General features: G+C 72.3%; 20 protein-coding genes. 5 read left to right on the top strand and 15 right to left on the bottom strand.

Going from position 1 to position 22469, the window contains the following annotated elements:
• Positions 1–28: 28 nt before the first annotated feature.
• Together ACIQWR_RS33295 and ACIQWR_RS33300 are read right to left on the bottom strand one after the other, a co-directional pair.
• Positions 29–1249 (bottom strand): helix-turn-helix domain-containing protein, encoded by a 1221-nt coding sequence (locus ACIQWR_RS33295; RefSeq protein ID WP_404017380.1) that lies wholly within the window; start codon positions 1247–1249, stop codon positions 29–31.
• Positions 1250–2497: 1248 nt separating this feature from the next.
• The gene (locus tag ACIQWR_RS33300) at positions 2498–4321 is read right to left on the bottom strand and encodes an FAD-dependent monooxygenase (RefSeq protein ID WP_404017382.1); all 1824 of its coding nucleotides are present in this window, start codon (positions 4319–4321) and stop codon (positions 2498–2500) included.
• Positions 4322–4597: 276 nt separating this feature from the next.
• Here ACIQWR_RS33300 and ACIQWR_RS33305 point away from each other — a divergent pair, with 276 nt between their 5' ends.
• Positions 4598–5155 carry a flavoprotein gene (locus ACIQWR_RS33305; protein WP_404017385.1) on the top strand — a complete coding sequence of 186 codons (558 nt, stop codon included), beginning with the start codon at positions 4598–4600 and terminating at the stop codon, positions 5153–5155.
• Between the two features lie 19 nt (positions 5156–5174).
• On the opposite strand, the gene ACIQWR_RS33310 is transcribed toward ACIQWR_RS33305, so the two are convergent.
• From ACIQWR_RS33310 to ACIQWR_RS33325, 4 genes are all read right to left on the bottom strand, one after another.
• Positions 5175–5699: a DinB family protein gene (locus ACIQWR_RS33310; protein WP_404017387.1), complete on the bottom strand. Its 525-nt coding sequence runs from the start codon at positions 5697–5699 to the stop codon at positions 5175–5177.
• A 124-nt stretch (positions 5700–5823) separates the two neighbouring features.
• Positions 5824–7017: an NAD-dependent epimerase/dehydratase family protein gene (locus ACIQWR_RS33315; RefSeq protein WP_404017390.1), complete on the bottom strand. Its 1194-nt coding sequence runs from the start codon at positions 7015–7017 to the stop codon at positions 5824–5826.
• Positions 7018–7168: 151 nt separating this feature from the next.
• Positions 7169–8377 carry an epoxide hydrolase family protein gene (locus tag ACIQWR_RS33320; protein WP_404017392.1) on the bottom strand — a complete coding sequence of 403 codons (1209 nt, stop codon included), beginning with the start codon at positions 8375–8377 and terminating at the stop codon, positions 7169–7171.
• 63 nt (positions 8378–8440) lie between these two features.
• Entirely contained in the window at positions 8441–9295 is an 855-nt protein-coding gene (locus tag ACIQWR_RS33325; RefSeq protein WP_385786235.1) for a BTAD domain-containing putative transcriptional regulator, read from the bottom strand.
• Between the two features lie 210 nt (positions 9296–9505).
• Here ACIQWR_RS33325 and ACIQWR_RS33330 point away from each other — a divergent pair, with 210 nt between their 5' ends.
• On the top strand, positions 9506–10378 hold the full coding sequence (locus ACIQWR_RS33330; RefSeq protein WP_404017396.1) for a BTAD domain-containing putative transcriptional regulator: 873 nt from the start codon (positions 9506–9508) through the stop codon (positions 10376–10378).
• A gap of 52 nt (positions 10379–10430) precedes the next feature.
• On the opposite strand, the gene ACIQWR_RS33335 is transcribed toward ACIQWR_RS33330, so the two are convergent.
• From ACIQWR_RS33335 to ACIQWR_RS33355, 5 genes are all read right to left on the bottom strand, one after another.
• A complete protein-coding gene (locus ACIQWR_RS33335) occupies positions 10431–11198 on the bottom strand; it encodes a ScbR family autoregulator-binding transcription factor (protein WP_404017399.1) in 768 nt (255 codons plus the stop codon).
• A 119-nt stretch (positions 11199–11317) separates the two neighbouring features.
• On the bottom strand, positions 11318–12181 hold the full coding sequence (locus ACIQWR_RS33340; RefSeq protein WP_404017402.1) for a BTAD domain-containing putative transcriptional regulator: 864 nt from the start codon (positions 12179–12181) through the stop codon (positions 11318–11320).
• A 248-nt stretch (positions 12182–12429) separates the two neighbouring features.
• Positions 12430–13239, bottom strand: a complete 810-nt coding sequence (locus ACIQWR_RS33345; RefSeq protein WP_404017405.1) for a ScbR family autoregulator-binding transcription factor — start codon at positions 13237–13239, stop codon at positions 12430–12432.
• A 188-nt stretch (positions 13240–13427) separates the two neighbouring features.
• Complete coding sequence (locus ACIQWR_RS33350) at positions 13428–14168, bottom strand: ScbR family autoregulator-binding transcription factor (RefSeq protein WP_404017408.1); 741 nt, start codon at positions 14166–14168, stop codon at positions 13428–13430.
• Between the two features lie 356 nt (positions 14169–14524).
• Complete coding sequence (locus ACIQWR_RS33355; protein ID WP_404017410.1) at positions 14525–15763, bottom strand: cytochrome P450; 1239 nt, start codon at positions 15761–15763, stop codon at positions 14525–14527.
• Between the two features lie 509 nt (positions 15764–16272).
• Between ACIQWR_RS33355 and ACIQWR_RS33360 the strand changes: the two genes are divergently transcribed.
• A complete protein-coding gene (locus ACIQWR_RS33360) occupies positions 16273–17349 on the top strand; it encodes a ScbA/BarX family gamma-butyrolactone biosynthesis protein (protein WP_404017413.1) in 1077 nt (358 codons plus the stop codon).
• Here ACIQWR_RS33360 and ACIQWR_RS33365 read toward each other — a convergent pair.
• Positions 17330–18307 carry an NAD-dependent epimerase/dehydratase family protein gene (locus ACIQWR_RS33365; RefSeq protein WP_404017415.1) on the bottom strand — a complete coding sequence of 326 codons (978 nt, stop codon included), beginning with the start codon at positions 18305–18307 and terminating at the stop codon, positions 17330–17332. The two genes, ACIQWR_RS33360 and ACIQWR_RS33365, sit on opposite strands and share 20 nt — an antisense overlap.
• A 58-nt stretch (positions 18308–18365) precedes the next feature.
• Here ACIQWR_RS33365 and ACIQWR_RS33370 point away from each other — a divergent pair, with 58 nt between their 5' ends.
• Positions 18366–19142, top strand: coding sequence for an SDR family NAD(P)-dependent oxidoreductase (locus ACIQWR_RS33370; RefSeq protein WP_404017417.1), 777 nt, complete (start codon positions 18366–18368; stop codon positions 19140–19142).
• 94 nt (positions 19143–19236) lie between these two features.
• Here the strand turns inward: ACIQWR_RS33370 and ACIQWR_RS33375 are convergent, their stop codons facing one another.
• The 3 genes from ACIQWR_RS33375 to ACIQWR_RS33385 form a co-directional block, all read right to left on the bottom strand.
• Positions 19237–20250, bottom strand: a complete 1014-nt coding sequence (locus ACIQWR_RS33375; protein WP_404017420.1) for an NAD-dependent epimerase/dehydratase family protein — start codon at positions 20248–20250, stop codon at positions 19237–19239.
• Positions 20251–20253: 3 nt separating this feature from the next.
• The gene (locus ACIQWR_RS33380) at positions 20254–21258 is read right to left on the bottom strand and encodes a hypothetical protein (protein ID WP_404017423.1); all 1005 of its coding nucleotides are present in this window, start codon (positions 21256–21258) and stop codon (positions 20254–20256) included.
• A gap of 68 nt (positions 21259–21326) precedes the next feature.
• Positions 21327–21578: an FAD-dependent oxidoreductase gene (locus tag ACIQWR_RS33385; RefSeq protein WP_404017424.1), complete on the bottom strand. Its 252-nt coding sequence runs from the start codon at positions 21576–21578 to the stop codon at positions 21327–21329.
• A gap of 488 nt (positions 21579–22066) precedes the next feature.
• On the opposite strand from ACIQWR_RS33385, the gene ACIQWR_RS33390 reads away from it, so the two are divergent.
• Positions 22067–22432 carry an enoyl-CoA hydratase-related protein gene (locus tag ACIQWR_RS33390; RefSeq protein ID WP_404017426.1) on the top strand — a complete coding sequence of 122 codons (366 nt, stop codon included), beginning with the start codon at positions 22067–22069 and terminating at the stop codon, positions 22430–22432.
• Positions 22433–22469: the final 37 nt, after the last annotated feature.

A 22469-nucleotide genomic window follows, 5' to 3' on the forward strand; every position in this document is an offset into this window, starting at 1 on the left:
CCGACTCGAACCTCCCTCAAGCCGTTCGTCAGGCGGAAGCGGACCGGCTGCTCTCGGCCAGGGCGTCGGCCAGCATGCGCCAGATCTCGGCGGCCAGGTCGATGTTGGCGTCCTCCTGGGCCTGTTGGGCCAGGGCGCGCAGGCCCTGGATGCCGGCCGGGTCGCCGCCGAGGATCAGCAGCTGGTGGCGGAGCATCTCCAGTCGGACCTGGTCGCGGTACGTCATCCTCGGCGCGTCCCCGGCCAGTTCGCCGAGGAGGGCGCGCGCGTCGTCGTAGCGGGCGGTGGCGAAGGCCAGATCGGCCTTGAGCGCGGTGAGGTCCTGGCGCAGCGCGGGCGTGCCGACGAAGGCGAGGGCGGCCTCCGCCTCGGCGGCCCGGCGCTGGGCCTGTTCGGGGTCGGCGGGCAGGCGTTGCAGGTGGAGCCGGGCGGCGGCCAGGCGCAGCCTGAGCCAGAGCACCAGGTCCTCCTGGCTGCTGAAGCGTTCGAGCGCCTGCTCCAGGCAGGCCTGCGCGCCGGGGTAGTCGCCCTGCCTCATCCGGACGGCGGCGGCCGTCCACATGGCTTCCGCCCACAGCGCGTCCGAACGTCCCTCGACCAGCGCGGTCAGCTCGTCGGCGTGCGCCCGGGCCTCGCCGATGCGGCCCGCCTCGGCCTGTACGGAGATCAGCGCGAGCAGGGCGGTGGCCCGGTCCTCCACGCCCAGGTCCTCGCCGAGCGCGAGCCGGTGCGCCTCGACGGCCGCGTCGAGGGCCGGGGTGATGTCACCGAGGGAACGCAAGCAGCGGGCGAGCCGGGTCAGTCCGCGCACGCGCAGCTCGGTGACACCGACCTCGTCGCCGAGCGCGACGAGCTGCCCGAGCCGTTCGCGTTCGGCCGCGTGCTCGCCCTGCAACCGGTCGGCCTGCGCGAGCAGCCACAGGGCCTGCCAGCGCAGTACGGGACTCTCGTGGGCCTCGGCGGCGAGGGCCTGGCGCAGCTCCTCGATGGCGTCGCTGGAGCCGGTGGACGCGGCGAGGGTGAGCGCGTGGGCCAGCGATCCGGTCGCGGGCTCCTCGAAGTCGGAGGGTTCCAGACCGAGTCGGCCCGCGAGGTAGGTGACGGCCCGTTCGGTGGGCTGGCGGGCACCGGACTCCAGCCGGGAGAGGTAACCGGTCGACATGCCCTCCCCCGCGAGCGCGGTCTGGGACAGGCCCCGGGCCATCCTTAACTTCTTCAGGCGGTGTCCGAACGCGGGCTGTCGCAGCATGAGCATCCCTGGGGTGAGCGGGGCAGGAGAGTCGCCGGGAGAACCGCACCGAGCGTAGGCCGCCTGGCAACACCCGGGCAAACCTTTGCCACGATCCGCCGCTCCCCCTCATCCCACCCTCATCCACTCCTCGAGCGTTCCTCCACCAAATCGAGGCAGACTCTCCAGAACCCGGCCCCGCACCCGGCCGGGACCTGCTCTTTTCCGACGCCTGGGGGTCGACGATGAGGCCATCGGTGTGCGCACCACGCGCGGCAGTCCCGGCTGCCGCTTTCCCGCACATCGGAGACGACACCATCGACCCACCCCAAGAAGCCCAATCGGACGAAGACATCGGCTGGCCCAAACACTGACCCACGAACCCAGCCACCCCACCCAGGCACCAGAACCCCGCCACCCCAGCCCCACGCAAGCGAAGGCCCCACCACCTCAACCACGCGCAGGCGACCTGGCCCCGCCGTCCCAGCCCCGCAGGGGCACCCGGCCCCGCCACCCCACCCCGCGCAAGCAACCTCGCCCCACCATCTCAGCCCCGCCGGCGTTTGAGGCGCCGCCGGAGGCAACACCAGCCACCCCGCCCGGCCCCCCCCCCCCCCCCCCCCCCCCCCGGGCCCCCCCCCCCCCCGCCGGAGGCAACACCAGCCACCCCGGCCCGCCACCTCAGCCCCGCGGGGGCAACCCGGCCCCGCCACCTCACCCCCGCACAGGCACCCCGACCCTGCAACCCAAGCCTCGCTCAGGCAGCCCGGCCCCCGCCCCGCGCACGCAACCATGCCCCGCCATCTCAGCCCCGCGCAGGCAACCTGGCCCCGCCATCTCAGCCCCGCCGGCGTTTGAGGCGCCGCCGGAGGCAACACCAGCCACCCCAGCACCGCACAGGCAACCCGGCCCCGCCACCCCCCCCCCCCCCCCGCCCCCCCGCCCCGCCCGCGCCCCCCCCCCCGCGGCCCCCGCCCCCCCCGCGGCCCCGCGCCCCGTGGCCCCCCCCCCCCCCCCCCCCGCCGGGGCCCCCCCCCCCCCCCCCCCCCCCCCCCCCCCCCCCCCCCCCCCCCCCCCCCCCGCCCGGGGGGCGGGCCCCCCCCCGCCGGAGGCAACACCAGCCACCCACCCCCCGCGCAGACCCCGGCCCCGCCATCCCCGGCCCGCCATCCCCGCCCCGCCGGAGGCACAGGCAACCCGGCCACCCCCACCCCACCCCACCCCACCCACCCCCGCGGAAGCGAAAGGCACACCACCCCCGCCACCCCCTCAAGCCCGCCCCGAGCCCCCCTGGACCCGCCCCCGACCCCCTACCCCACCCCCCATTGCCACCCGCACACCCACCCCGGCCAGAGCCACCGGCAAGCCCGCACCCCCCACCCCCAAGGGAGCCATCGCCGCCCCCAACGCCCCCTCCGTCAGCTCACCCCCACCCCCCGCCGCATAACCGTCCGGCCGCACCAGGACCCACCCCCCGGCAGAGAGCCCCAGCGCCTCCCGAACCCGCCCACGCGGATCCACCAACGGCCTCGGCCCCGCCCCGGACCCAGACCCAGCCCCACCCGCCCCCCGCGACCACCCCGCCCCGCCCCCCACGACCGTCCGCACCGACAACCACCCCGCATGCCGCGCCGCAGCCGCCCGCGCCACCTCCACCGCCTCGCCCGTACCCTCCGGCACGTACAGCAACGACCACCGCACGTCCCGCAGTTCTCCCCGCAGCTCCTCCGCGACGACCCGCGGACCCCCCGCCAACCCCCCGGGCCGCCCCCCGTACGCCAGCCCGAGCCCCGACATGTCGCCGAGCACCTTCCGCTGGATGACCCGGTGCAGCAGCCCGGTCCCCCGCACGACGCCCATGACGGCCGGCAGCGCCGCCCCCGCCATCGCGTTCGTGACCTGCGCCAGCACCCCCGTCCGCTGCGCTGCCCCGAGCAGCGACCGCGCGACCGGCACCCGCTCCTCCTCGTACGTCCGCAGCAGCTCCGGCCCCGTCCAGCCCTGGTCGACCATGGCCAGCTTCCAGGCCAGGTTGTACGCGTCCTGCACACCGGTGTTCAGGCCGTGCCCGGACGCGGGACCGAAGACATGCGCCGCGTCCCCGGCGACGAAGCACCGCCCCTCGCCCATCCTCGTGGCCACCGCTCCCCGGAAGGTGTGCACGGCGCTCCAGAGCGGCACACCCACCCGCACCTCGCGCCCCAACCCGGCCGACAGTTTCGCGGAGAGCCGCAGTTCCACCGGACGCCCGTCCCCGACCACGTCGGCGGGCGACGAGTCCAGCAACCGCCAGTGCCCGACGCGCCGGTGGGGGATCAGCAACAGCGCCTGACCACCGACGTGCACCCAGTGCACGGTGTCCTGCGCCAACCCGACGAACCCACCAGCCAACCCACTCACCCCACCAGACGGACCAGACGGACCAGACGGGCCAACCCCGCCACCCCCACCCACCTCCACCACCGCATCCGCCAACTCCCAGACCTCATCGGCCCCCTCCACCCCCGGCAGCCGCAGCCGCCCCCGGACCGTGCTGTCGGCCCCGTCGCACCCGACCAGCCACGGCACGGCGCAGGCCTCCCGCCGCCCGCCGGAGTGCTCCAGGTACGCCCGTACACCGTCCTCGTCCTGCTCGAAGGACGTCAGCCGCACGCCCCATTCCACCTGGATCCCGAGGCGGGCGGCGGCCTTGCGCAGGACGGCCTCGGTACGGGCCTGCTCGACGACGACGGTGAAGGGGTACCGGGTGGGCGTCGAGCCGTAGTCGGCATCCAACCGGACCGGCCGTCCACCACCCGCGGTCATCGTGAACGCCCGGTTGCGGCGACCCTGTTCCAGCACCGGCCCCACCACGCCCATCTGGTCGAGCACCTCCAGCGTCCGCGGATGCAAGGTGACGGCCCCGCGCCCCCCACCCCCACGCCCACGCCCACCACCGACGCCACCGACACCGCCCGGACGCCCCGGCCCGGCGGCCGCGTCGACCACCCGGACCCGCAGACCCCGGCGGGCCAGTTCGTGCGCGGCGGTCAGCCCGACCGGCCCGGCCCCGACGATCAGTACCCGTGCGCCGGTCCCACTGCTCCGCGGCATGGCGCCGCCCCCTCCCCGTGGGCCGTCAACCCGCCTCCGTGGGTACGGCGTACACGGCGTTCACGGCGTTCCATCCTCGGCGGCACCGCTCGCAACCGCCCGGACACCCGCTGGAGGAGACAACCGGCAGAGGCCACGGAAGCAAAACCACAAAACCAGGACCACCCACGGAAGGCCCCGCACGGAAGGCCCTGCACGGAAGGCCCCAGACCCCAACCCGACGTATCCACGGCACACGGGTGACCCACCAGCACAGACATGTGATCCCATGATCATATGAAGAGGACCCTTTATCTGCTCTGCTCCGCCGCCCCGCCCGTCTTCGACGTGGCCCACGTCATCGAGGACGCGCAGGCCCGCGGCTGGGACGTGTGCCTCGGTCTGACCCCCACCGCGGCGCACTGGGTGGCCGGGAGCCTCGACGGACTGGCGGCACTGACCGGGCACGCCGTGCGATGGCAGTACAAGCTGCCCGGCGAGCCGGACGTGTGGCCCGCCGCGGACGCCCTGCTCTTCGCCCCCGCCACCTTCAACTCGGTGAACGCCTGGGCCCTCGGCCTCACCGACCGCTTCGTGATCGGTTCGGCCGCGGAGGCCATCGGCAAGGGCACGCCCGTCGTGGCGATGCCGTGCGCGAACGCCGCCCTGGCCGCCCACCCGCAGTTCGACCAGAGCGTGGCCGTCCTGCGGGGGGCGGGCGTCGACTTCCTCTACGGGGAGGGCGGCTTCGTACCCGGCCCCGCGGGCCCGGACGCCCCCACCCACTTCCCGTGGGCCGCGGCCCTGGACGCGGTGGACCGCCGCGTCGCCACCGCGAACGGCGGCGCGGTCTGACGTCCCCCGGGGCCGCCGCTCACTCCCCCGTCACGCCGTCGATCGCCTCGCGCAGCAGATCGGCGTGGCCGTTGTGGCGGGCGTACTCCTCGATCATGTGGGTCAGGACGTAGTGCAGGGAGTAGCTCTCGTCGATCTTGCGCTCCTCGTCCACGTACCGGCCGGTGACGTCGAGGGACTCGGCCCCGTCGACGATCGCCCGGGACAGCCCGCAGGTCCACTCCCACTTCTCGAAGGCCTCCTGCGGGTCGGCGTCCTCGACCTCCCACTCGGTCCACCGCCCGGCGGCGTCGCGCGGCCAGTACCCGCGCACGTCCTCACCGTTGATGACGTTGCGGAACCAGCCCCGCTCGACCTCGGCCAGGTGGCGGACCAGCCCGAGCAGGGTGAGCCCGGTGGTCGGGATCGGTTTGCTGCGCAGCTGTTCGGCCGTCAGGCCCGTGCACTTCATCATCAGGGTGTCGCGCTGGAACTGGAGCGTGCTGGTGAGCGTGGCGCGTTCGTCGCCCACCTGGACCGGAAGGGTTCTCTGTTCGTCGAGCATCGGGCGATCATGCACACCACGCGCCCGCCCCCACCCGGGATTCCACGTACTGGACACGCCCCGGACCACCTGCCGGACCACGTTCCGGACCGCCCCCTCCGGCCGGACCACCCACGGATACGCCTCACCGGCGGGCACCCACCTCCGCCCCAGCCGGCACGGCCCGCCGCCCACCCCGCTGCCCGGGCACCAGACCGGCCAACAACCCGGAACCCGCTCCCCAACCCACACCCACACCCACACCAGGACCAGCACCAGCACCAGCACCAGCACCAGCACCAGCACCAGCACCAGCACCAGCACCAGCACCAACCATGTCCACTCCAGCCACATCCACCCCAGCTCCGGCCCCGGCCCCGACCTCCGCCTCCGCCTCCGGCGCCGCCCCGCCCCGCGCCCGGTACCACGCGGCCGCCACCCCCAGCCTCCGTAGCGGCCCGGGCCCCGGGTCGACCCCGCCCAGTTCCCAGGCCGTGTCGCTGCGGTACCACATGTCCCCGGCCAGCAGCGAGAACTGGCGCTCGCTCACCCACCCGGGCCGCGCCCGCAGCCCCGCCAGGCAGGCGTCCCACCCCAGCGAACCGCCCGCTCCCGGCGCGTGCGGCAGCACCCCGTACTCCGCCAGGGCCCCCATCAGCGCCCCGTTGCGCACCGGCTCCGGGTGCCCCGCGTGCAGCACCCCGCCCGGCAGCGCCCGCGGGGTCACGGCGAGGGCGGCAACCAGACGTGCCAGGTCCATGACATCCACGAAGGAGGCGAGCCCGTTCCCCCCGGCCCAGCCGACCGGCACCCGCCGAAAGGCGTCCACCAGCGCCGGCACGGCCCACCGGTCCCCGTACCCGGTCACCAGCGGAGCCCGCAGCACCGTGCCGCCCGCCGCGAGCACCGGCGCCTCCCCCGCGAGCCGGCTGCGACTGGCGGCCGACACCGGAGCGGGGTCCAACTCGCCCTCCCCCGCGCCGCGGTGCGGCCCGGGCCCGTACACCGCGCAGGTCGAGAGGTGCACGATCCGCGGTACTCCGGCCCGGCGCGCCTCCGCCATCAGGGCCAACGTGCCGCGGACGTTGACGTCGTCGCAGCGCCGCTCGTCCCCGCCGACGTACGACGCGAGCGAGAGCAGGACCGAGGCCCCGTCGCACAGCCCGCGCAAGGAAACGGGATCGCCCAGGTCCCCGCACACCCCGCCGGCGCCGGCGCCCGCCCGCCCGCCCGACACCCGGCGCTCCCGCGAGAGGACGCGCACCGGCACCCCCTGGCCGACCAGTCTGCGCACCACCGCCGAGCCCACGAACCCGGTTCCCCCGCTGATCACGATCATCACGCCACCCCCGGCCGACTGCCCCACAGAAAAAAAGAGAACGCCCTTTATGTTATGAGGGCGTTCTCTCTTCGCGCAGGCGTTCGGCACGGTTTCCCGCACATCCCTACCCGGACGGCGCGGCCATCACCCGACGACCGTCACCCGGCAGTCACTCCCCAAGACACTCCCGCCCCAGCGCCCTCTCCCGCGCTCTCTCCCTCTCCCGGAAGAACGCACGCACGTCCCCCACCAACAACTCCGGCACCTCCATCGCGGCGAAGTGCCCACCCCGGTCGTACGAGGTCCACCGCACGACGTTGTCCGTCCGTGCCGCGACGTGCCGCAGCGGGATGAAGTTGTCCCGCGGGAAGTCGGCGAGGGCCGTCGGCGTCGCCGACGACTCCGGGGGTCCGCCGTAGTACGCCGCGTGCGCCCGCTCGTAGTAGATGCGCGCCGCCGACCCGGCCGTGCCGGTCAGCCAGTACAGCATCACGTTCGTCAGCACCTGGTCCCGGTCCACCGGGCACCGCGGATCGGTCCACTCCACGAACTTCTCGCCGATCCAGGCCAGGAGCCCCACCGGCGAATCGTTCAGCCCGTACGCCAGGGTCTGCGGCCGGGTCGCCTGGATGTCCGCGTACCCCTGCCGCTCCCGCGCCCACACCCGGTAGCGCTCCCAGGAGGCCACCGTCCGCTCCCGCTCGGCCGGGCTCAACCCGGCGAGTTCCGCCTCGCCCGGCGCGGCGACGGCGCCCGCCCCGGGCAGCAGGTTCAGGTGGACCCCGATGACCCGCTCCGGCCGGATCCGGCCCAGCTCCCGGGAGATCGCGGCCCCCCAGTCGCCGCCCTGCACCCCGTACGCCGGGTACTCCAGCCGCTCCATCAGTTCGGCGAAGGCCCACGCGACCCGCTTGAACTCCCACCCGGTCTCGGTCGTGGGCCCGGAGAGGCCGAAGCCGGGAATGCTCGGAAGCACCAGGTGGAAGGCGTCGCGCGGATCCCCGCCGTGCGCCCGCGGATCGGTGAGCGGCCCCACGACCCGCTCGAACTCGACGATCGAGCCCGGCCACCCGTGGGTCATCAGCAGCGGGGTCGCGTCCGGCTCGGGCGAGCGCACGTGGGCGAAGTGCACCTGCGCCCCGTCGATGACCGTGGTGAATTGCGGCCACTCGTTCAGCCGCGCCTCGGCCGCCCGCCAGTCGTAGCCGTGGCGCCAGTGCCCGGCCAGCTCCCGCAGGTGGTCACGGGGAACGCCGTAGTCCCAGCCCACTCCGGACAGTTCGGAGGGCCACCGGGTCCGGTCCAACCGCTCCGCCAGGTCGTCCAGCTCCCGCTGCGGCACGTCGAGCCGGAAGGGCACCACAAGATCATCGTCCATGGACCGGATGCTAGTGCGCCGGCGTGCCGGCGCTCCGGCGGCATCAAACAACGCCAAACGGCATCAAGCGGCATACAGATCGAAGGTCGACCCCCGCTTCGGCCCCGCCGCCACGTCCAGCGCCGGATCCACCGTCAGCATCGCCTGGTGCAGCCGCTGCAGTTGCGGCGAGGGCTCCACGCCCAGGTCCTCGATCAGCCGGGTCCGCAGCCGCCGGTAGACGTCCAGCGCGCGCGCCTGCCGCCCCGACCGGTACAGCGCCACCATCGCCTGCGAGTGCAACCCCTCGTGCTGCGGGTGCCGGGCGATCATCTCCGCCAGCTCCGCGAGCAGTTCCCCGTGCCGCCCGAGCCGCAGGTCGACGTCGATCCGCCGCTCCATGGTGACCAGCCGGGACTCCTCCAGCCGCATCACCTCGATCTCCAGGATCGGTCCCACCCGTACGTCGACCAGGGCCGGCCCCTGCCACAGCGCCAACGCCTTGCGCAGCTGCGCCGCCGCGCCCTCGTCGTCCCCGGCCTCGAAGGAGGCGTGGCCTCCGGCGACCAGGGTCTCGTACTCGAAGACGTCCAAGCATTCCGGCGGTATCTGGAGCAGGTACCCCCCGTGCCGCGTGGCCAGAATGTCCTTGGCACCGCCGCCCGCGCCGTCCAGTCCGCCCGGCTCCGCACCCGGCCCGCCCGGGCCCATCGCGGTGCCGAGTCTTCGGCGCAGCTGGAGTATGTAGGTCTGCAGCGTGGTCAGCGCACTCTGCGGCAGGTCCGTGCCCCAGATCTCCTCCATGAGGGTGGGCACCGGCATCACCCTGCCCGGATACAGCGCGAGGAGGGTCAGGATCTGCCGCGGCTTGCGCGCTGTCGGAACGATCGATCCCCCGTTGACCTCGGCACTCAACGGACCCAGAACCCGAAACTTCACGGTCTCCTCCGCACGTCGTCGAGCTACCTCGCTTTTCGGCCGTCCCCGGCCTTCGACTCACGAAAGATAGCCGGGCCCCACGCGATGTCACCGCATTCTCAAGTCCCTTTCGAGGCCACCTCCATGGGGCTTGACCGGCGCCCTTCCGACAGCTGCTAGATTCCGCTCGAAGGCGTACGAAATGACGTACGAAGGGGGATCGCCACCGTCATGGAATTCCTTCTCCTCGGTCCGGTCGAGGCACTCGATCCGCGTACGGGCGCCCGTAGCGCCCCCTCGGGAGCCAAACAGCGCGCCCTGCTCGGCGCGCTCGCCGTGCACCGCGGCCGGGTCCTCTCCGCGGACCGGCTGATCGACGAGCTCTGGGGCGACGCCCCGCCCGCCGCCGCGGCCGGCGCGCTCCAGGCCCACATCGGCCGGCTGCGCCGCTCCCTGCACGCGGTCGACGGCCGCGACCACATCGCCACCGGACCGGCGGGCTACCGACTGCGCGGCACCGCGTGCGGAACGGACGCGGGCGCCTTCGAACGGCTGTCGTCCGAAGGCCGCGCCGCCCTCCCGACCGATCCGGTACGCGCCGCCGACCTGCTCCGTCGCTCGCTCGCCCGGTGGCGCGGCGCGCCCCTGGAGGGCGCGTCGGGCGGCCGGCTCTGCGCGGCGGAGGCGGACCGCCTCGGGGAACTACGGCTGACCACGCAGGAAGCCCTGTACGAGGCCTGCCTGGCGGAGCCGCACGCCGACCACCAGTTCCTGGCCCGGGAACTGGAGCGCCTCACCGCCGACCACCCGACCCAGGAGCGCCTCTACGACCTCCTGATGGTGGCGCTGTGCCGCGGCGGCCGCCGCTCGGAAGCACTGGGAGTCTACGAACGGGCGCGCCGACGGCTGCGCACCGAACTCGGTGTGGAGCCGGGCCCCGCACTGCGCGCCCGGGCCGCGGAAATCCTGGAGGACCCCGCGGAGAGCCCCGCCTCGGGAACGGCCGCGGCACTCCTCGACCTCGGCAGCGAAATATCCCGCCTGAGCGCCCGCGTGGACGAACTCACGCGCCGCCTGAATTCCGCTGGAGCACTCACCGGCTGACGCAAAGCAGTAGAAAGAAAGAACTGGGGACGGAATCCAGAACCAAAGAACGTCAAGAAATGAACCCGGAACCAGCCCCGGCCCCAGCCCCAACGGCCCCGACGCCATCGAACCCGTCCCCGGGCTCGGACTCCAGCGCGGACTCCAACCCGGACCCCGACCCCGACTCCGGCTCCGCCTCCACCCCGACCCCCGCCCACAGCGGCGCCGCCGCCCGCGTCCGGTACTCCCCTTCGTGCCCGGCAGCCACCACGCTGGGCAGGAGCAGCGCCCACAGATCCGTCACCTTGCGCTGTAACTCCCCGTACGGCATGCCGGTCCCGGACATGCCCTCGATCCCGCACGCGGCGGCCGCGACCAGCGACTCCGCGTTCTCCCAGCGCCGTTCCGCACACAGCTCACCCGTGTCCCGGGCCTGCCGCAGCAGCGTGCACACCACGGTGAGCCACGTCCGCTGGAAGTCGATCACAGGCGGCTGGTGACCCGCGCACTCCTTGGTGATCCGGAAACTCGCCGGGATCGCCGGGTCCTCGTGCAGCATCCGCGCCATCCAGTGCGTGGTGTCGATCAGCGCCTGTAACGGGGAGGCCCCGCCCTCGCGCAGCGACCGTACCGACGCGTGCAGCAGTGCGCAGCCCCGCTGCTGCACCGCCTCCGCGAGCTCGTCCTTGGAGGCGAAGTGGAAGTACAGCGCCCCCTTGGTCACTCCGGCGGCGCCCGCGATCTCGCCCAGGGTCGCGTTCGCGTATCCATTGCGGTGGAACAACTCGGCCCCGGCGCCGACGAGCCGCCTGCGGGTCCGCTCCGACCTCTCCTGCACCGCACCGTCCCCTCTCGTCCCGCGCAGCCGAGCCGCGGCACTCGCCGTCACACCCTCGTGCCCACCGCTACGCCGGTCCGCGGCCAGGGCCGCACCCGCACCCGCACCCGCACCCGACATCAGACGCGGACGAGCCGCTCGCCGCCCGCGTCCGTCGCCTCCGCCAGGCTCTCGGGGCCGGCCATCAGGATCGAGCGCTGCAACCGGCGCAGCGCGGCGGACGGTTCGAGCCCGAGCTCGCGCACGAGCATGCCGCGCAGCCGCTGGTAGACGTCCAGGGCCTCACCGCGCCGTCCGGAGCGGTGCAGGGCGAGCATGAACTGCCCGTGCAGGTTCTCGTGCGTGCGGTAGCGGCTCGCCAGCACCGTCAGCTCGGCCAGCAGTTCACGGTGCCGTCCCAGTCGCAGGTCCGCCTCGATGCGCTGGTCGAGCGCGCACAGCCGGGTCTCCTCCAGCCGCCGGGTCTCCATGTCGAGCTGCACACCGCCCTGTACGTCGGCGAAGGCGGGGCCCGACCACAGGGCGAGGGCTTCGCGCAGCAGCCGCGCCGCACCGGGGAAGTCCCCGGCGTCCATCGCGCGGTAGCCGGTCCCGGCCAGCCGGTCGAACTCCCGCACGTCGCTCGTGCCGCCGTTGCTGTTGAGCAGGTAGCCGCCGGGCAGCGTGACGAGGACGTCCTTCGCGGTCCGCCCTCCGGCGACGCCCGCGGGTGCACCCCCCTCGGAGTCCGCGGCCGGGTCCCGTTCCTGCTCCAGCGCCGTCGCGATCAGTGCGCGTAACTGCAGGACGTACGTCTGCAGGGTGGTCCGTGCGCTGCGCGGCGGTTCGCCCGCCCACAGCTCCTCGATCAGTGCCGACACCGGCACGACCTGGTCGGCATGGAGCGCAAGGAGCGCCAGGACCTGCCGGGGCTTGGGGGCGGTCGGCGTGATGGAGATTCCGTTCTCCCGCACGGCCAGTGCGCCCAGTACATCGATGTCCACGCCGTACTCCCCTGTCCTTGGATGAGTCGCAATCTCAGTAGAAAACAGGACCGACGGTTTGTCAATATCAAACCGGTTGCGCTGTTTTGCAGCCCAGTCGCGCCCTAGCCGCACTCAAGAACCCACTCTGAACAGGGGAGTTGTACGTCGATCAACGCACCGGAGCGCACTCAGCGGCCCTAGGCCACCCCTCAACGGGTCCTACAGATCGGCCCCCGGAGGTCAAGAAGCAGACCAAGCGGTCTCGTTCAGCACCCAGCCCCTGAGCCGACACCCGACCCGGCACCCGACCCAGCACCCGGCTCCACACCCGCACCCGCACCCGCACCACCATCAGCAGCAGCAGGAGCAGGAGCACCCGAGCCACGATCACCACCCCCGCTCCCACCCTCACCCCCACCCCCGGAGGCCCCCGCACCCCGCCCCACCCACCGCCCGGTCCCCTCGGCCACCAGCCCCCCGAGCACCCCCTGCGCGGCGAGCCGCGGCAGCATCAGGATCCAGAACCGGGTCAGGGTCTCCCGCGAGACCCAGTCCCGCTCATCGGCGCCCAGCACCTCCAGCCCCACCATCGAGGCCACCACCGCGTTCGCCGCGTCCTGCGGCAACACCCCGTCGGCCAAGGCACCCCCGCGCGCCGCGGACCGGACCACTTCGTCCACCCACACCTGCCACTGGCGCCGCAGGTCCACTCCGCTGCCCCGCGAGACGTCCGCGCACAGTCCGAATCCGGCCCGCACCACGACGTCCTCCGCGAGCAGGGCCATCAGCTCATGCGTGGAATCCACCAGCACCTGCAACGCGTTCGCGGCCAGTTCGGCCGCCCCGCCCGGCCGCCCCGAGGTGATCCGCCGCAGTGCCTCCACCGCACGGTCCTCCACGGCTTGGGCCAGCGCCGTCTTGCTCCCGAAGTGGAAGTGCAGACCTCCGGCGCTCACTCCGGCCCGCTTGCTGATCATCGCGATCGACGCGGTGCCGAACCCCTCCTCGGCGAACACCTCCGCGGCGCAGCGCACCAGGGTTTCACGCGTGCGGGCGGCACGTTCCTGCTTGACCATGGAGTCTCCACAAACCGCCCTCGCGGTTTGCCCAAGGGGGCAAAAGATCTTCAGCCGACACAGTCGGCGCCCCCGCTGGAGCGGCGCTCGCGCCGCGCCGGAGCCGGCAGGTGAACGGCGCTCGACCACCGGCCCCACCGGGGCCGGCCGGTCACCGCCCCGTGGACCCGCCGCCGGGACCCCCCGACCTACCGCCGCCCCGCGAACCCGACACCCGCACCCGCACCCGCACCCGCACCCGCACCCGCCACAGCAGCACCACCGGCCCCACCGGCCCCAGCGCCCTCCGCGGCCAATGCCTCCAACTCCAGGGCCACCCGGTGCCCGCGGTCCGGCGCCATGTCCAGCCGGCCGAGCATCGCGGGCGTCGAGATGCTCGGGTAGATGTGCTGGTAGACGGAGGCCACCCGGTCCTCGATGTCCTCACGCTCATTGAGGGTCTGCGAATAGATCTGCGCACCCGTCCAGCACGCCGAGAGGATCCAGGCCGTCTCGGCGGGGTCCACGTGCGGCAGCAGTTCGCCCTGCTGCTTCGCCTGGACCAGCAGTTCACGGGTGAATTCGATCCAGCCCGGCACCGATCCGCCCCCGAAGATCTCGCGCATCCCGGGACCGAGCGAGAGCCGCGCCCCCGCGCTGAGCATCGGTTCGAACTTCATCCGGTGGGCCAGCAGCATCGCCACGTCGACGAGCTCCTGGAGCTTGCTCTCCCTGGAGGGCACCCCGGCCTCGCCGAACTGCTCGTCGAGCACGCCCTGCGCCAGCTCCTGCTTCGAGGCGAAGTGGAAGTACAGGGCGCCCTTGGTGACGCCCGCGCGCGCGAGGATGTCCGCGATGGTGGCTGCGTCGTAACCGCGCTCGTCGAAGACCGAAGCGGCCGCCTCCAAGATCGCGCGACGCGTACGGACCGCACGTTCCTGTCGTGCCACGGTGCCTCCGTTGTCCAGGGTCGGTTCAGGCTGGGTCCTGCGAACAGGATCCACCACCCCTGATAAAACCAACCAGAAGGTCCGTATTTTATCAAGCAGACTATAGCCACCCCTTGATCCCCACGGGCGTCGCTTCCCCGCCCGACCCCGCCCGACCCCGCTCGGGCCCCGCCCGTCCCCGACCGCCCCCGTCCGCCCCGCCTCCCCCCTGCACCCCAACGGGTCGAACCGCCCGGGCGCTCCCTCGTCACCCCATCGAGCTCCTCCGTCCGAACGACGAAGGAGCCCGACGCATCTATGTCAAGTCGACGCGCACAACGCCCTTTTGAACCAACGGCAGGCCGCCGGCCACAGCACTAGCGCGCCGCGCCGAGGAGCACCGGAAGCTCCTTGAACCCGTTGGAGATGAACGACTCGACCTTGCGCAGCTCAGCCGGCCGGACGGCCAGCGAGAGGTCCGGGAAGCGCTCGAAGAGCCTCTGCAATCCCACTCCGCACTCCAGCCGGGCCAGCGAGGCGCCCAGGCAGTAGTGCGTGCCGAACCCGAAGGACAGGTGTTCCCCGCGGGTGGTCCGGGTGAGGTCGAAGCGATCCGCGTCCGGGCCGTGCACCTCGGGATCCCGTCCGGCCGAGGCGAACGAGACGACGATGGGGGCGCCCCGGGGGATCACCACCCCGTCCTCCATCTCGATGTCCTCGACCGCGAAGCGCATCAGGGCGTAGGTCGCGGGCGGCTCCAGCCGCAGCGCCTCCTCGACCGCGTCCTCCCATGAGGCCTTGCCGCTGCGCAGCAGCTCCAACTGGTCCGGGTTGCGCAGCAGTTCGTAGACCGCGGAGCAGATCAGGTTCACCGACGTCTCGTATCCGGCCGTGAACAGCAGGATCAGGTTGTCGATCAGCTCCTTCTCGCTCAGCCGGGAGCCGTCGCCCTCGTCACGGGTGTTGATCAGGGCCGTGGTCATGTCGTCGCCGGGGTGCTCCCGTCTGTGGGCGAGCAGCTCCGTCATCGTGACGTAGAGCAGCTCCGCGTTGGCCTGGGCGTCCTCCGCGGTGATCGTCGTGTCGAAGAAGCCCTTGATGATCCTGTGCAGCGGTTCCCACGACTGCTGCGGGATCCCGAACAGCTCGAAGACGATCCGGGTCGGCAGGTCGTGCGCGAAGGCGGTGCGCAGATCCACCGCCTCGCCCTGCGGCAGCGCGGCCATCCGGTCGAGGAGCTCGTCCGTGACCTCCGCGATCCTCGGCAGCATCCGGGCGACCCGGCGCGCGGTGAAGGTGGCCACCACGGGCTTGCGCAGCCGGGTGTGCTCCGACCCGTAGGCGGTGATCATGTTCTGTACGGACACCCAGATGGCCAGCGGCCATTCCTCCCCGACCTCCCCGTTGGCCCAGGCGGGCCAGTGCCGGTAGGCGTCCTTGGAGACCCGGGGGTCGACCAGCAGCCGACGTATGGTCTCGCTCCCGCTGATCACCCACCCGGTCACCCCACCCGGCAGGACCACCGGAGTAGCCGTCCCCCGCTGGTGCAGCATGGCCGCCTCGCCGTGGATGTCGGACCCGGACGGGTCGAGCGCATAGGGGCACTGACGGTTCATTCGGTGATCTCCAGTTGGTCGGCGATGGATCGGCGATGGATCGGCAATGAACTGACGACACATTGGCGACGAAGTGCGCAGGCTGCTCCACACCCCGTATTCCAAACCGCTCAACCGGTTTCTAACTCACCAGCGGCGGGCTCAAGTTTGGCACCGGCCCCACTCGCGCGCCAGCAGAGCCGAGCGAGTCGACCTACACTCGATGATGGCTTGAATTCCCCTCACGGACCCTTACGTGCCAACACCCCTTCGGACCGGGGCATATGACCGGAAGACCAGCTCTCACTTGGCGCGGAACCTCGCGGTCTCCGCCAACGCTGTCCGACCGGAACTTCGCTGGTGGGACCCGCCCGACAGTGCCCCAAACCCCTCGTCCGCGATGTTGACATTGGTACACGTGCGACATGCGGACACCTTTAGCACCTTGCAAACAAAACCGGAGAGTACGTATCTTGCGTCTCGCGTGCGTTGCCCATCCCATCCGTCGACACGGCTCTGTGGAGAGGTCCATGACGATGCTGACGATCCGGAAGAACCCCCCGATCCACCCTCCGATCCACCCACTGGAGCCGACGGGGGCACCGTGGACCCGCTGCAACGAGGCCCCCGCCCCCCGGCTGACGACCACCGTCCCCCGGGAGTACGTCCACCGCTCCTCGCTGGCCGAGGTGTTCCTCACCGGCTGCGACCTGATCGGCGCGGACACCTTCTCGCTGACCGGCCAGTGGCCCCGCGCCCACACCTTCTTCACCAGCCCCGACGGCACCAGCCACGACCCCGTCCAGGCCGGTGAGACGATCCGCCAGGTCGGCCTCTACCTCTGCCACGCCGTGTACGGAGTCCCCCTCGGCCACAACGTGCTGCTGTGGAGCCTGGACTTCGCCTCCGACCCCGACCAGCTGCGCATCGGCCGCGGCCCCAGCGATCTCGTCATGGTCGCCACGTGCACGGACTTCGGCTGGCAGGGCAGCCGTTTCAGCGGCTTCCTCCAGGTCGACATCCACCGCTCGGGCCGTCTCGCCGCCACCGGCACCGCCCGCTTCACCTGCGTCGCCCCCTCGACCTACCGACGCCTGCGCGGCGACCGCGCCCGCACCGGCCTGGCCCGACCCCTGGAGCGGCGCACCCCGATACCCGCCGCGGCCGCCGGCCGGCTGCTCCCCTTCGACGTGGTGCTCTCGCCCACCGAGGAAGAGGGCCGCTGGCTGCTGAGCCCCGACCTCGACCACCCGATCCTCTTCGAGCACTCCAACGACCACCACCCGGGCATGGTCCTCGTCGAAGCCGCCCGCCAGGCGGCCTGCGGGCTGCGCCCCCTGGACGAGTTCGTCCCCTCCGCGGTGTCCACCGAGTTCGGGCACTACGCCGAACTGGACACCCCGTGCTGGATCGAGGCGACGTCCCGGACCCCTTCCATCATCGACGTCACGGGCCACCAGGAGGGCCGGACGATCTTCCGCTCCACGGTCACCGGCACGGTCACCAGCACCGGCACGGTCACCGGCACCAGCACCGGCACCGGCACGGTCACCGGCACCGGCAGCCAGCACCTCGCCGGTTCCCTCGTCACCGGTGCCGCCCTCTGACCTCGCCCCGGTACCAGTCCCCGTAGGCCCCGAAGGCCTCCTCGAAACGCGGTCCGGACGCCACCGACACCTGCCCCCAGAGCCGCCGGGTGTCGTACCAGTGGTCCACCGCCAGCAACGACACGTGCCTGCGCACCACCGGATCGTCCGCCGCCCCCAGCAGGCACACCGCCCCGTCGAGATCGACCTCTCCCCGGGGCAGCGGAAGCCCCAGCTCCCGTGCCACCGTGCCCACCAGTTCGCGGGCCGTCACCGGCACGGGATGAGCCGCGTGCAGCACCCGCCCCGCTCCTCCCAGCTCCTCCCCCAGGTCCTCCCGCACGGCGAACTCGGCGAGCACGTCGGCGAGTACGTCCACGGCGATCATCGAGATCCGGGCGCGCCCGCCGTCCACCCAGTGCGGCAGCCGCGCCATGAGGCCCACCAGCGCGGGCACCATCCACCGGTCCCCCCGCCCGAAGACGAGGTGCGGACGCAGCACCGTCCCGCCCGCGGCCAGGACCATCCGCTCCCCCGCCAGCCGGGTCACGCTCGTCACCGACCCGGGGCCCTCCGGCAACACCCCCTCCGGCTCACCCCGGTGCGCCCCGTCCCGGTACACCGCGGCCGTCCCCAACTGGACGATCCGCCGCACCCCGGCCCGCTCGGCCTCCGCCAGCAGCGCGCGCGTCCCCTTGACGTTGACCGCTCGACACTCCTCCTCACCACCCCCGATCCGCGAGGCGAGGTGCAGCACGGTCCCGATGCCGTCGCACGATCCCCGCAGCCCGCCTCCGGCGAGATCCCCCCGCACCACCTCGACTCCGGGCACTTCCACCGCCGTCCGGTGCACCAACACCCGCACGTCGACGCCGGCTCCGGCCCGCTCCCCGCAGCCGGCTCCGCGCGCCAGGCGCTCCACGACGTGGCGTCCGACGAACCCCGCCCCACCGGTGACGAGAACACCGTTTCCCCCCACGGTCCACCTCTCCTCAAAACCCTTACGGACACCATCACATCGTGTTACCGTCTCGCCCGTGACAGTGGGTAACAGCTTATTGCTGGCGGGAAAATCGGCGCTGATCACCGGCGCCAGCGCAGGCATAGGCGCGGCCGCTGCCCGGGTGTTCTGCCGGGAGGGCGCGGCAGTCACCCTGATCGCACGCCGCGAGCCCGAGCTCGCCGCACTCACCGAGGAGCTCCGCGGCAGCGGTCACCGGGCCCAATACGTCGTCGGTGACGTGACCCGCGTCGAGGACGTGGCCCGCGCGGTGTCGGCCGCGCTGTCCGCCCACGGCTCCCTGGACGCGGCGTTCAACAACGCGGGAGTCGGCGCCGAGCCCAAACCCCTGCACCTCCTCGACGAAGACGTCTACGACAGCGTCATGGACACCAACGTCCGGGGCGTCTGGAACTGCATGCGCCAGGAGATACGCGCCATGCTCGCCGCCGGCACGGGCGGCACCATCGTGAACAACAGCAGCACCGCCGGCCTCGTCGCCACCCCCGTGACGGCCGCCTACATCGCTTCGAAGCACGCGGTCCTGGGCCTGACCAAGGCCGCCGCCGCCGAGTACGCCCCCCAGGGCATCCGCGTCAACGCGATCGCCCCGGGCTCCACCCGCAGCGAGATGATCGACGCCTGGCTGAAGCAGAACCCGGCCATGGAGGAGATCCTCCTACGATCGGCCCCCCTCCCCCGCATCGCCGCCCCGCAGGAGATCGCCGAGTCCGCGGCCTGGCTCTGCAGCGACCGCTCCTCCTTCGTCGTGGGCGCCACCCTCTCGGTCGACGGCGGCTGGACCACCCGCTGAAGCCGCGCCCCGCCCACTCGTGCCGGGCCGGCCGGCCCGAAGCCGAATGGGCGCGGCCGGCCCGGGCCGCTGAGGTGGACCCTGTCCTGTCCGGTCAGATGATGGGGCCGAGGCCCGTGCGGGTGAGGTAGGTGCGGTACCAGTCGACGGTGCGGGCCAGGCCTTCGTCCAGGGTCCAGGCGGGGGTCCAGTCCAGGGTGCGGGCGGCCTTGTCGTTGGCGATCTGCTGGTGGGCGATCTCTCCGGGTTGGGAGGGAGCGGGGACCGGCTGGATGTCCTGGCGGCCCATCAGGTGCTGGATGCGGCGCACCACGTCGACCGGTTGCAGGTTCAGCCCCATGGCGAAGTTGTAGGCCTGTCCGGCGCCGTGGCCGGCGTCCAGGGCGGCTGCCATGGCGAGGTAGGAGGTAACGGCGTCGGCGACGTAGAGGAAGTCGCGGGAGAACGGACCCGCTGCGGCCTGCCTGACCACGGGGGCCTGGCCGTGGTGCAGGCGTCGGATGGTGCCGGGGATCAGGCGGCTCCAGTGCAGGTCGCATTCACCGAAGATGTTGCCGTAGCGGCCGACGGCCACGGGCAGCCCGTAGCCGGTGTGGTAGCTGCGGGCGAGCAGATCGGCGCAGCTCTTGGAGACGTCGTAGGTGCCTTGGCCGGCCATGGGCATGTCTTCGGTGTAGGGCAGGTGGGGACCGTTGCCGTACGCCTTGTCGCTGGAGGCGACCACGACGCGGGCCACGTCGTTGACCCGACAGGCTTCCAGGATGTTGTAGGTGCCCTGGATGTTGGTGTCGAAGGCCTGGCGCGGGTTGTAGTGGGCGACGGTGGTGGTGGCGATGGCGGCGAGGTGGAAGACGGTGTCGACCTGCTGGTCCCGGATGAGCTGGTCGACGGCCGCGTAGTCGGCGATGGTGCCGACCTGCACGGTGACCTCTTCGAATCGCGGGGCCGGCGCGACCACGGCGCCGAATTCGTGCTCGGGTACGAGGGTGGAGACCTTGGCTCCGTGGTCGAGGAGGTGGGTGGTGAGGTTGGAGCCCAGGAAGCCTGTGGCACCGGTGACCATGACGTGGCGGCCGGAGAAACGGGTGGACCAGGTGGTGTCGGTCATGGTTCAGGTGCTCATTCCGGTGGTGACGACGTGGTCGGCGTAGCGGGGGACCCAGGTGAGCTTGCCGCTGTCCAGAGAGAGCCAGTGGGGGGACAGTTGCTTGACTCCGGTGCCGAGCCGGTGGTGGATCGCGGAGGTGGGGTCGTAGATGTCGGCCTGGCCTCCGTGGTAGAGGGCGCTGGCCATGACGTCGAGGGGCTCGGCGCCACGCAGCGCCGGGATGAACTCCGCGACCCCCGCGAGGATGGTGCGGGCCAGGGTGTCGTGTTGCTCGGGAGGGAACGATTCGTCCAGGAGTGGCCACCACTGCGCGGGGACGTGATCCTTGGCCGTGGCGACGTTGGAGACCGGTTCGTACATCATCAGTCCGGTGCCGTCGCCACAGTTGGTGAAGGTGCAGAAGGGGCCGTGGGCCACCAGCGCGGAAGGCGTGTCGAGTTGTTCGCCGGACAGGCGCACCCGCAGCAGCGCCCGCAGCCGGTAGACCGTGTCTGCCGGTGGCCTCGCCCCGGTGTGGGCCGCGATGTCCGCGTCCAGGCGGCGACGCGAGATCCAGCTGGCGTTCAGGACCCGCCGGGCCCCCACCACCGTGCCGGCTCCGCGATCCACCCGCACCTCAAGGTCGAACCCCCCGCCGTCCGCCTCCCCTCTGGGGCGGGCACCGACGACGTCGTGGCCGGTCAGCACGGTGATCCTCGGATGATCGCGCACGGCCTGCGTCACGCGCCGGGCCAGTGCGGGCAGGTCGACGAACGACTCCACGGTCTGCGCCATCACTTCAACCCTGGCCGGGTCGATCCCGGGGTTCCACGCCCCCCGCTCGAGCACGCGGAAGAATCGTTCCGGCTCACCGAAACTCACCGACCGCTTCTCACACTGCTCCTGGTAGGCGGCGCGCATGCGCTCCGCGGTGTCCACGAGCTGGGCGGCGGTACTGAAGGAGTCCTTGGCGAAGGCCAACAGGCTCGCGTGGAAAGGTAGTCCGCTGCCGGGGTCGCCTGGGATCATGACGTCGCCGAACTCCTCAAGGAAGTCGAACGCGGCTGGAATACATCCCAACGCGGTCTCCGGGCTTCCTAGATAGTGCCAGCCCAAGTGGATCCGCCCCATGTTCGCGCGCGCGAGGCACCTGCCATCAGTCGTCCGGTGCGTTCCAACACCGTGACCTGGAACCCCGCGTCGGCCAGCCGACGCGCGCAGTGCAGCCCCGCGAACCCTCCGCCGATGACCACGTAGTCACGATCGGGCCCACGCACGTCGGACGGTAATAAACGCAATTCGCACACTCCAAGTGAGAAATGGGACCCCGGACCGCCCCGATGCCGCATCGGCGCAGGACCCAAGGGGGTGCAGAGGATCTGCTCGCCCCGACTGCCGCAGCCCCCAGATGATCAACCTAAGCAGTCAACGAGAGAGACACGGATCGGTTTCCGCCAATCTGAAAGTCTCACAGCGACCCGTCGTGCCACGACGTGAATGGGAGGCGCACGTTCCGCACCCTTCGTTCTTCGTTGCTCGTTTCCGTGGTGTCCGTGTCGACTCGCGAGCAGGGAGCCACAGTGCCGTTCCCCGCCGTACCGTCCCCACCGCCCGCGCTGCTGGCCGCTCGGGTACAGGACCCCTATCCGTACTTCGCGTGGCTCCGCCGGCGTGCGCCCGTGCACCCGGACCGCAGGCCCGGACGGTCCATCGTCCGGCAGGTCTCCCGGTACGCGGATGTCCGGGCACTGCTGACCGACGCGCGGCTGAGCAAGGACCCGGCCCGAGTACCCGGCTACGTCGCGGGGCCCACCGGGTTGAACCGGGGAACACCCCGATGGACAGCCAAGACCCCGTCCAGGTCGCCGAGCCCCACCCCGGCGTCCTGCTCATCACCCTCAACAGGCCCCACGTCCGCAACGCCATCCTGATCACCGCCGCCGACACCGCGTTCTTCGCCCTGCCCGAAGTCGCCTGCGGACTGATCGCCGCCGAGGGCGGAGCCATCCGCCTGCCCCGCCGTATCCCCTACCACGTGGCCATGGAGATGCTCCTGACCGCAGCCCCACTGCCCGCACCGGACGCGGCCGGGTACGGACTCGTCAACCAGCTCGCCCCCGAAGGCCAAGCCCTCGACGCAGCCCTCGCCCTGGCCCACCGCGTCCAAGCCCACTCCCGTGAAGCCGTGCACGTCACGAAGTAGATCGTCCAGAACACCCGCGGCCTCGACGACCACGCCG

Origin of the sequence: Streptomyces sp. NPDC098789, assembly GCF_044759975.1 — a bacterium.
Lineage (GTDB): Bacteria > Actinomycetota > Actinomycetes > Streptomycetales > Streptomycetaceae > Streptomyces.

Bases quoted from the DNA above. Each gene is read 5' to 3' on its own strand.
- ACIQWR_RS33295 (WP_404017380.1), bottom strand. From the start codon at position 1,249: ATGCTGCGACAGCCCGCGTTCGGACACCGCCTGAAGAAGTTAAGGATG.
- ACIQWR_RS33300 (WP_404017382.1), bottom strand. From the start codon at position 4,321: ATGCCGCGGAGCAGTGGGACCGGCGCACGGGTACTGATCGTCGGGGCC.
- ACIQWR_RS33305 (WP_404017385.1), top strand. From the start codon at position 4,598: ATGAAGAGGACCCTTTATCTGCTCTGCTCCGCCGCCCCGCCCGTCTTC.
- ACIQWR_RS33310 (WP_404017387.1), bottom strand. From the start codon at position 5,699: ATGCTCGACGAACAGAGAACCCTTCCGGTCCAGGTGGGCGACGAACGC.
- ACIQWR_RS33315 (WP_404017390.1), bottom strand. From the start codon at position 7,017: ATGATCGTGATCAGCGGGGGAACCGGGTTCGTGGGCTCGGCGGTGGTG.
- ACIQWR_RS33320 (WP_404017392.1), bottom strand. From the start codon at position 8,377: ATGGACGATGATCTTGTGGTGCCCTTCCGGCTCGACGTGCCGCAGCGG.
- ACIQWR_RS33330 (WP_404017396.1), top strand. From the start codon at position 9,506: ATGGAATTCCTTCTCCTCGGTCCGGTCGAGGCACTCGATCCGCGTACG.
- ACIQWR_RS33345 (WP_404017405.1), bottom strand. From the start codon at position 13,239: ATGGTCAAGCAGGAACGTGCCGCCCGCACGCGTGAAACCCTGGTGCGC.
- ACIQWR_RS33355 (WP_404017410.1), bottom strand. From the start codon at position 15,763: ATGAACCGTCAGTGCCCCTATGCGCTCGACCCGTCCGGGTCCGACATC.
- ACIQWR_RS33360 (WP_404017413.1), top strand. From the start codon at position 16,273: ATGACGATGCTGACGATCCGGAAGAACCCCCCGATCCACCCTCCGATC.
- ACIQWR_RS33375 (WP_404017420.1), bottom strand. From the start codon at position 20,250: ATGACCGACACCACCTGGTCCACCCGTTTCTCCGGCCGCCACGTCATG.
- ACIQWR_RS33380 (WP_404017423.1), bottom strand. From the start codon at position 21,258: ATGATCCCAGGCGACCCCGGCAGCGGACTACCTTTCCACGCGAGCCTG.
- ACIQWR_RS33385 (WP_404017424.1), bottom strand. From the start codon at position 21,578: ATGCGGCATCGGGGCGGTCCGGGGTCCCATTTCTCACTTGGAGTGTGC.
- ACIQWR_RS33390 (WP_404017426.1), top strand. From the start codon at position 22,067: ATGGACAGCCAAGACCCCGTCCAGGTCGCCGAGCCCCACCCCGGCGTC.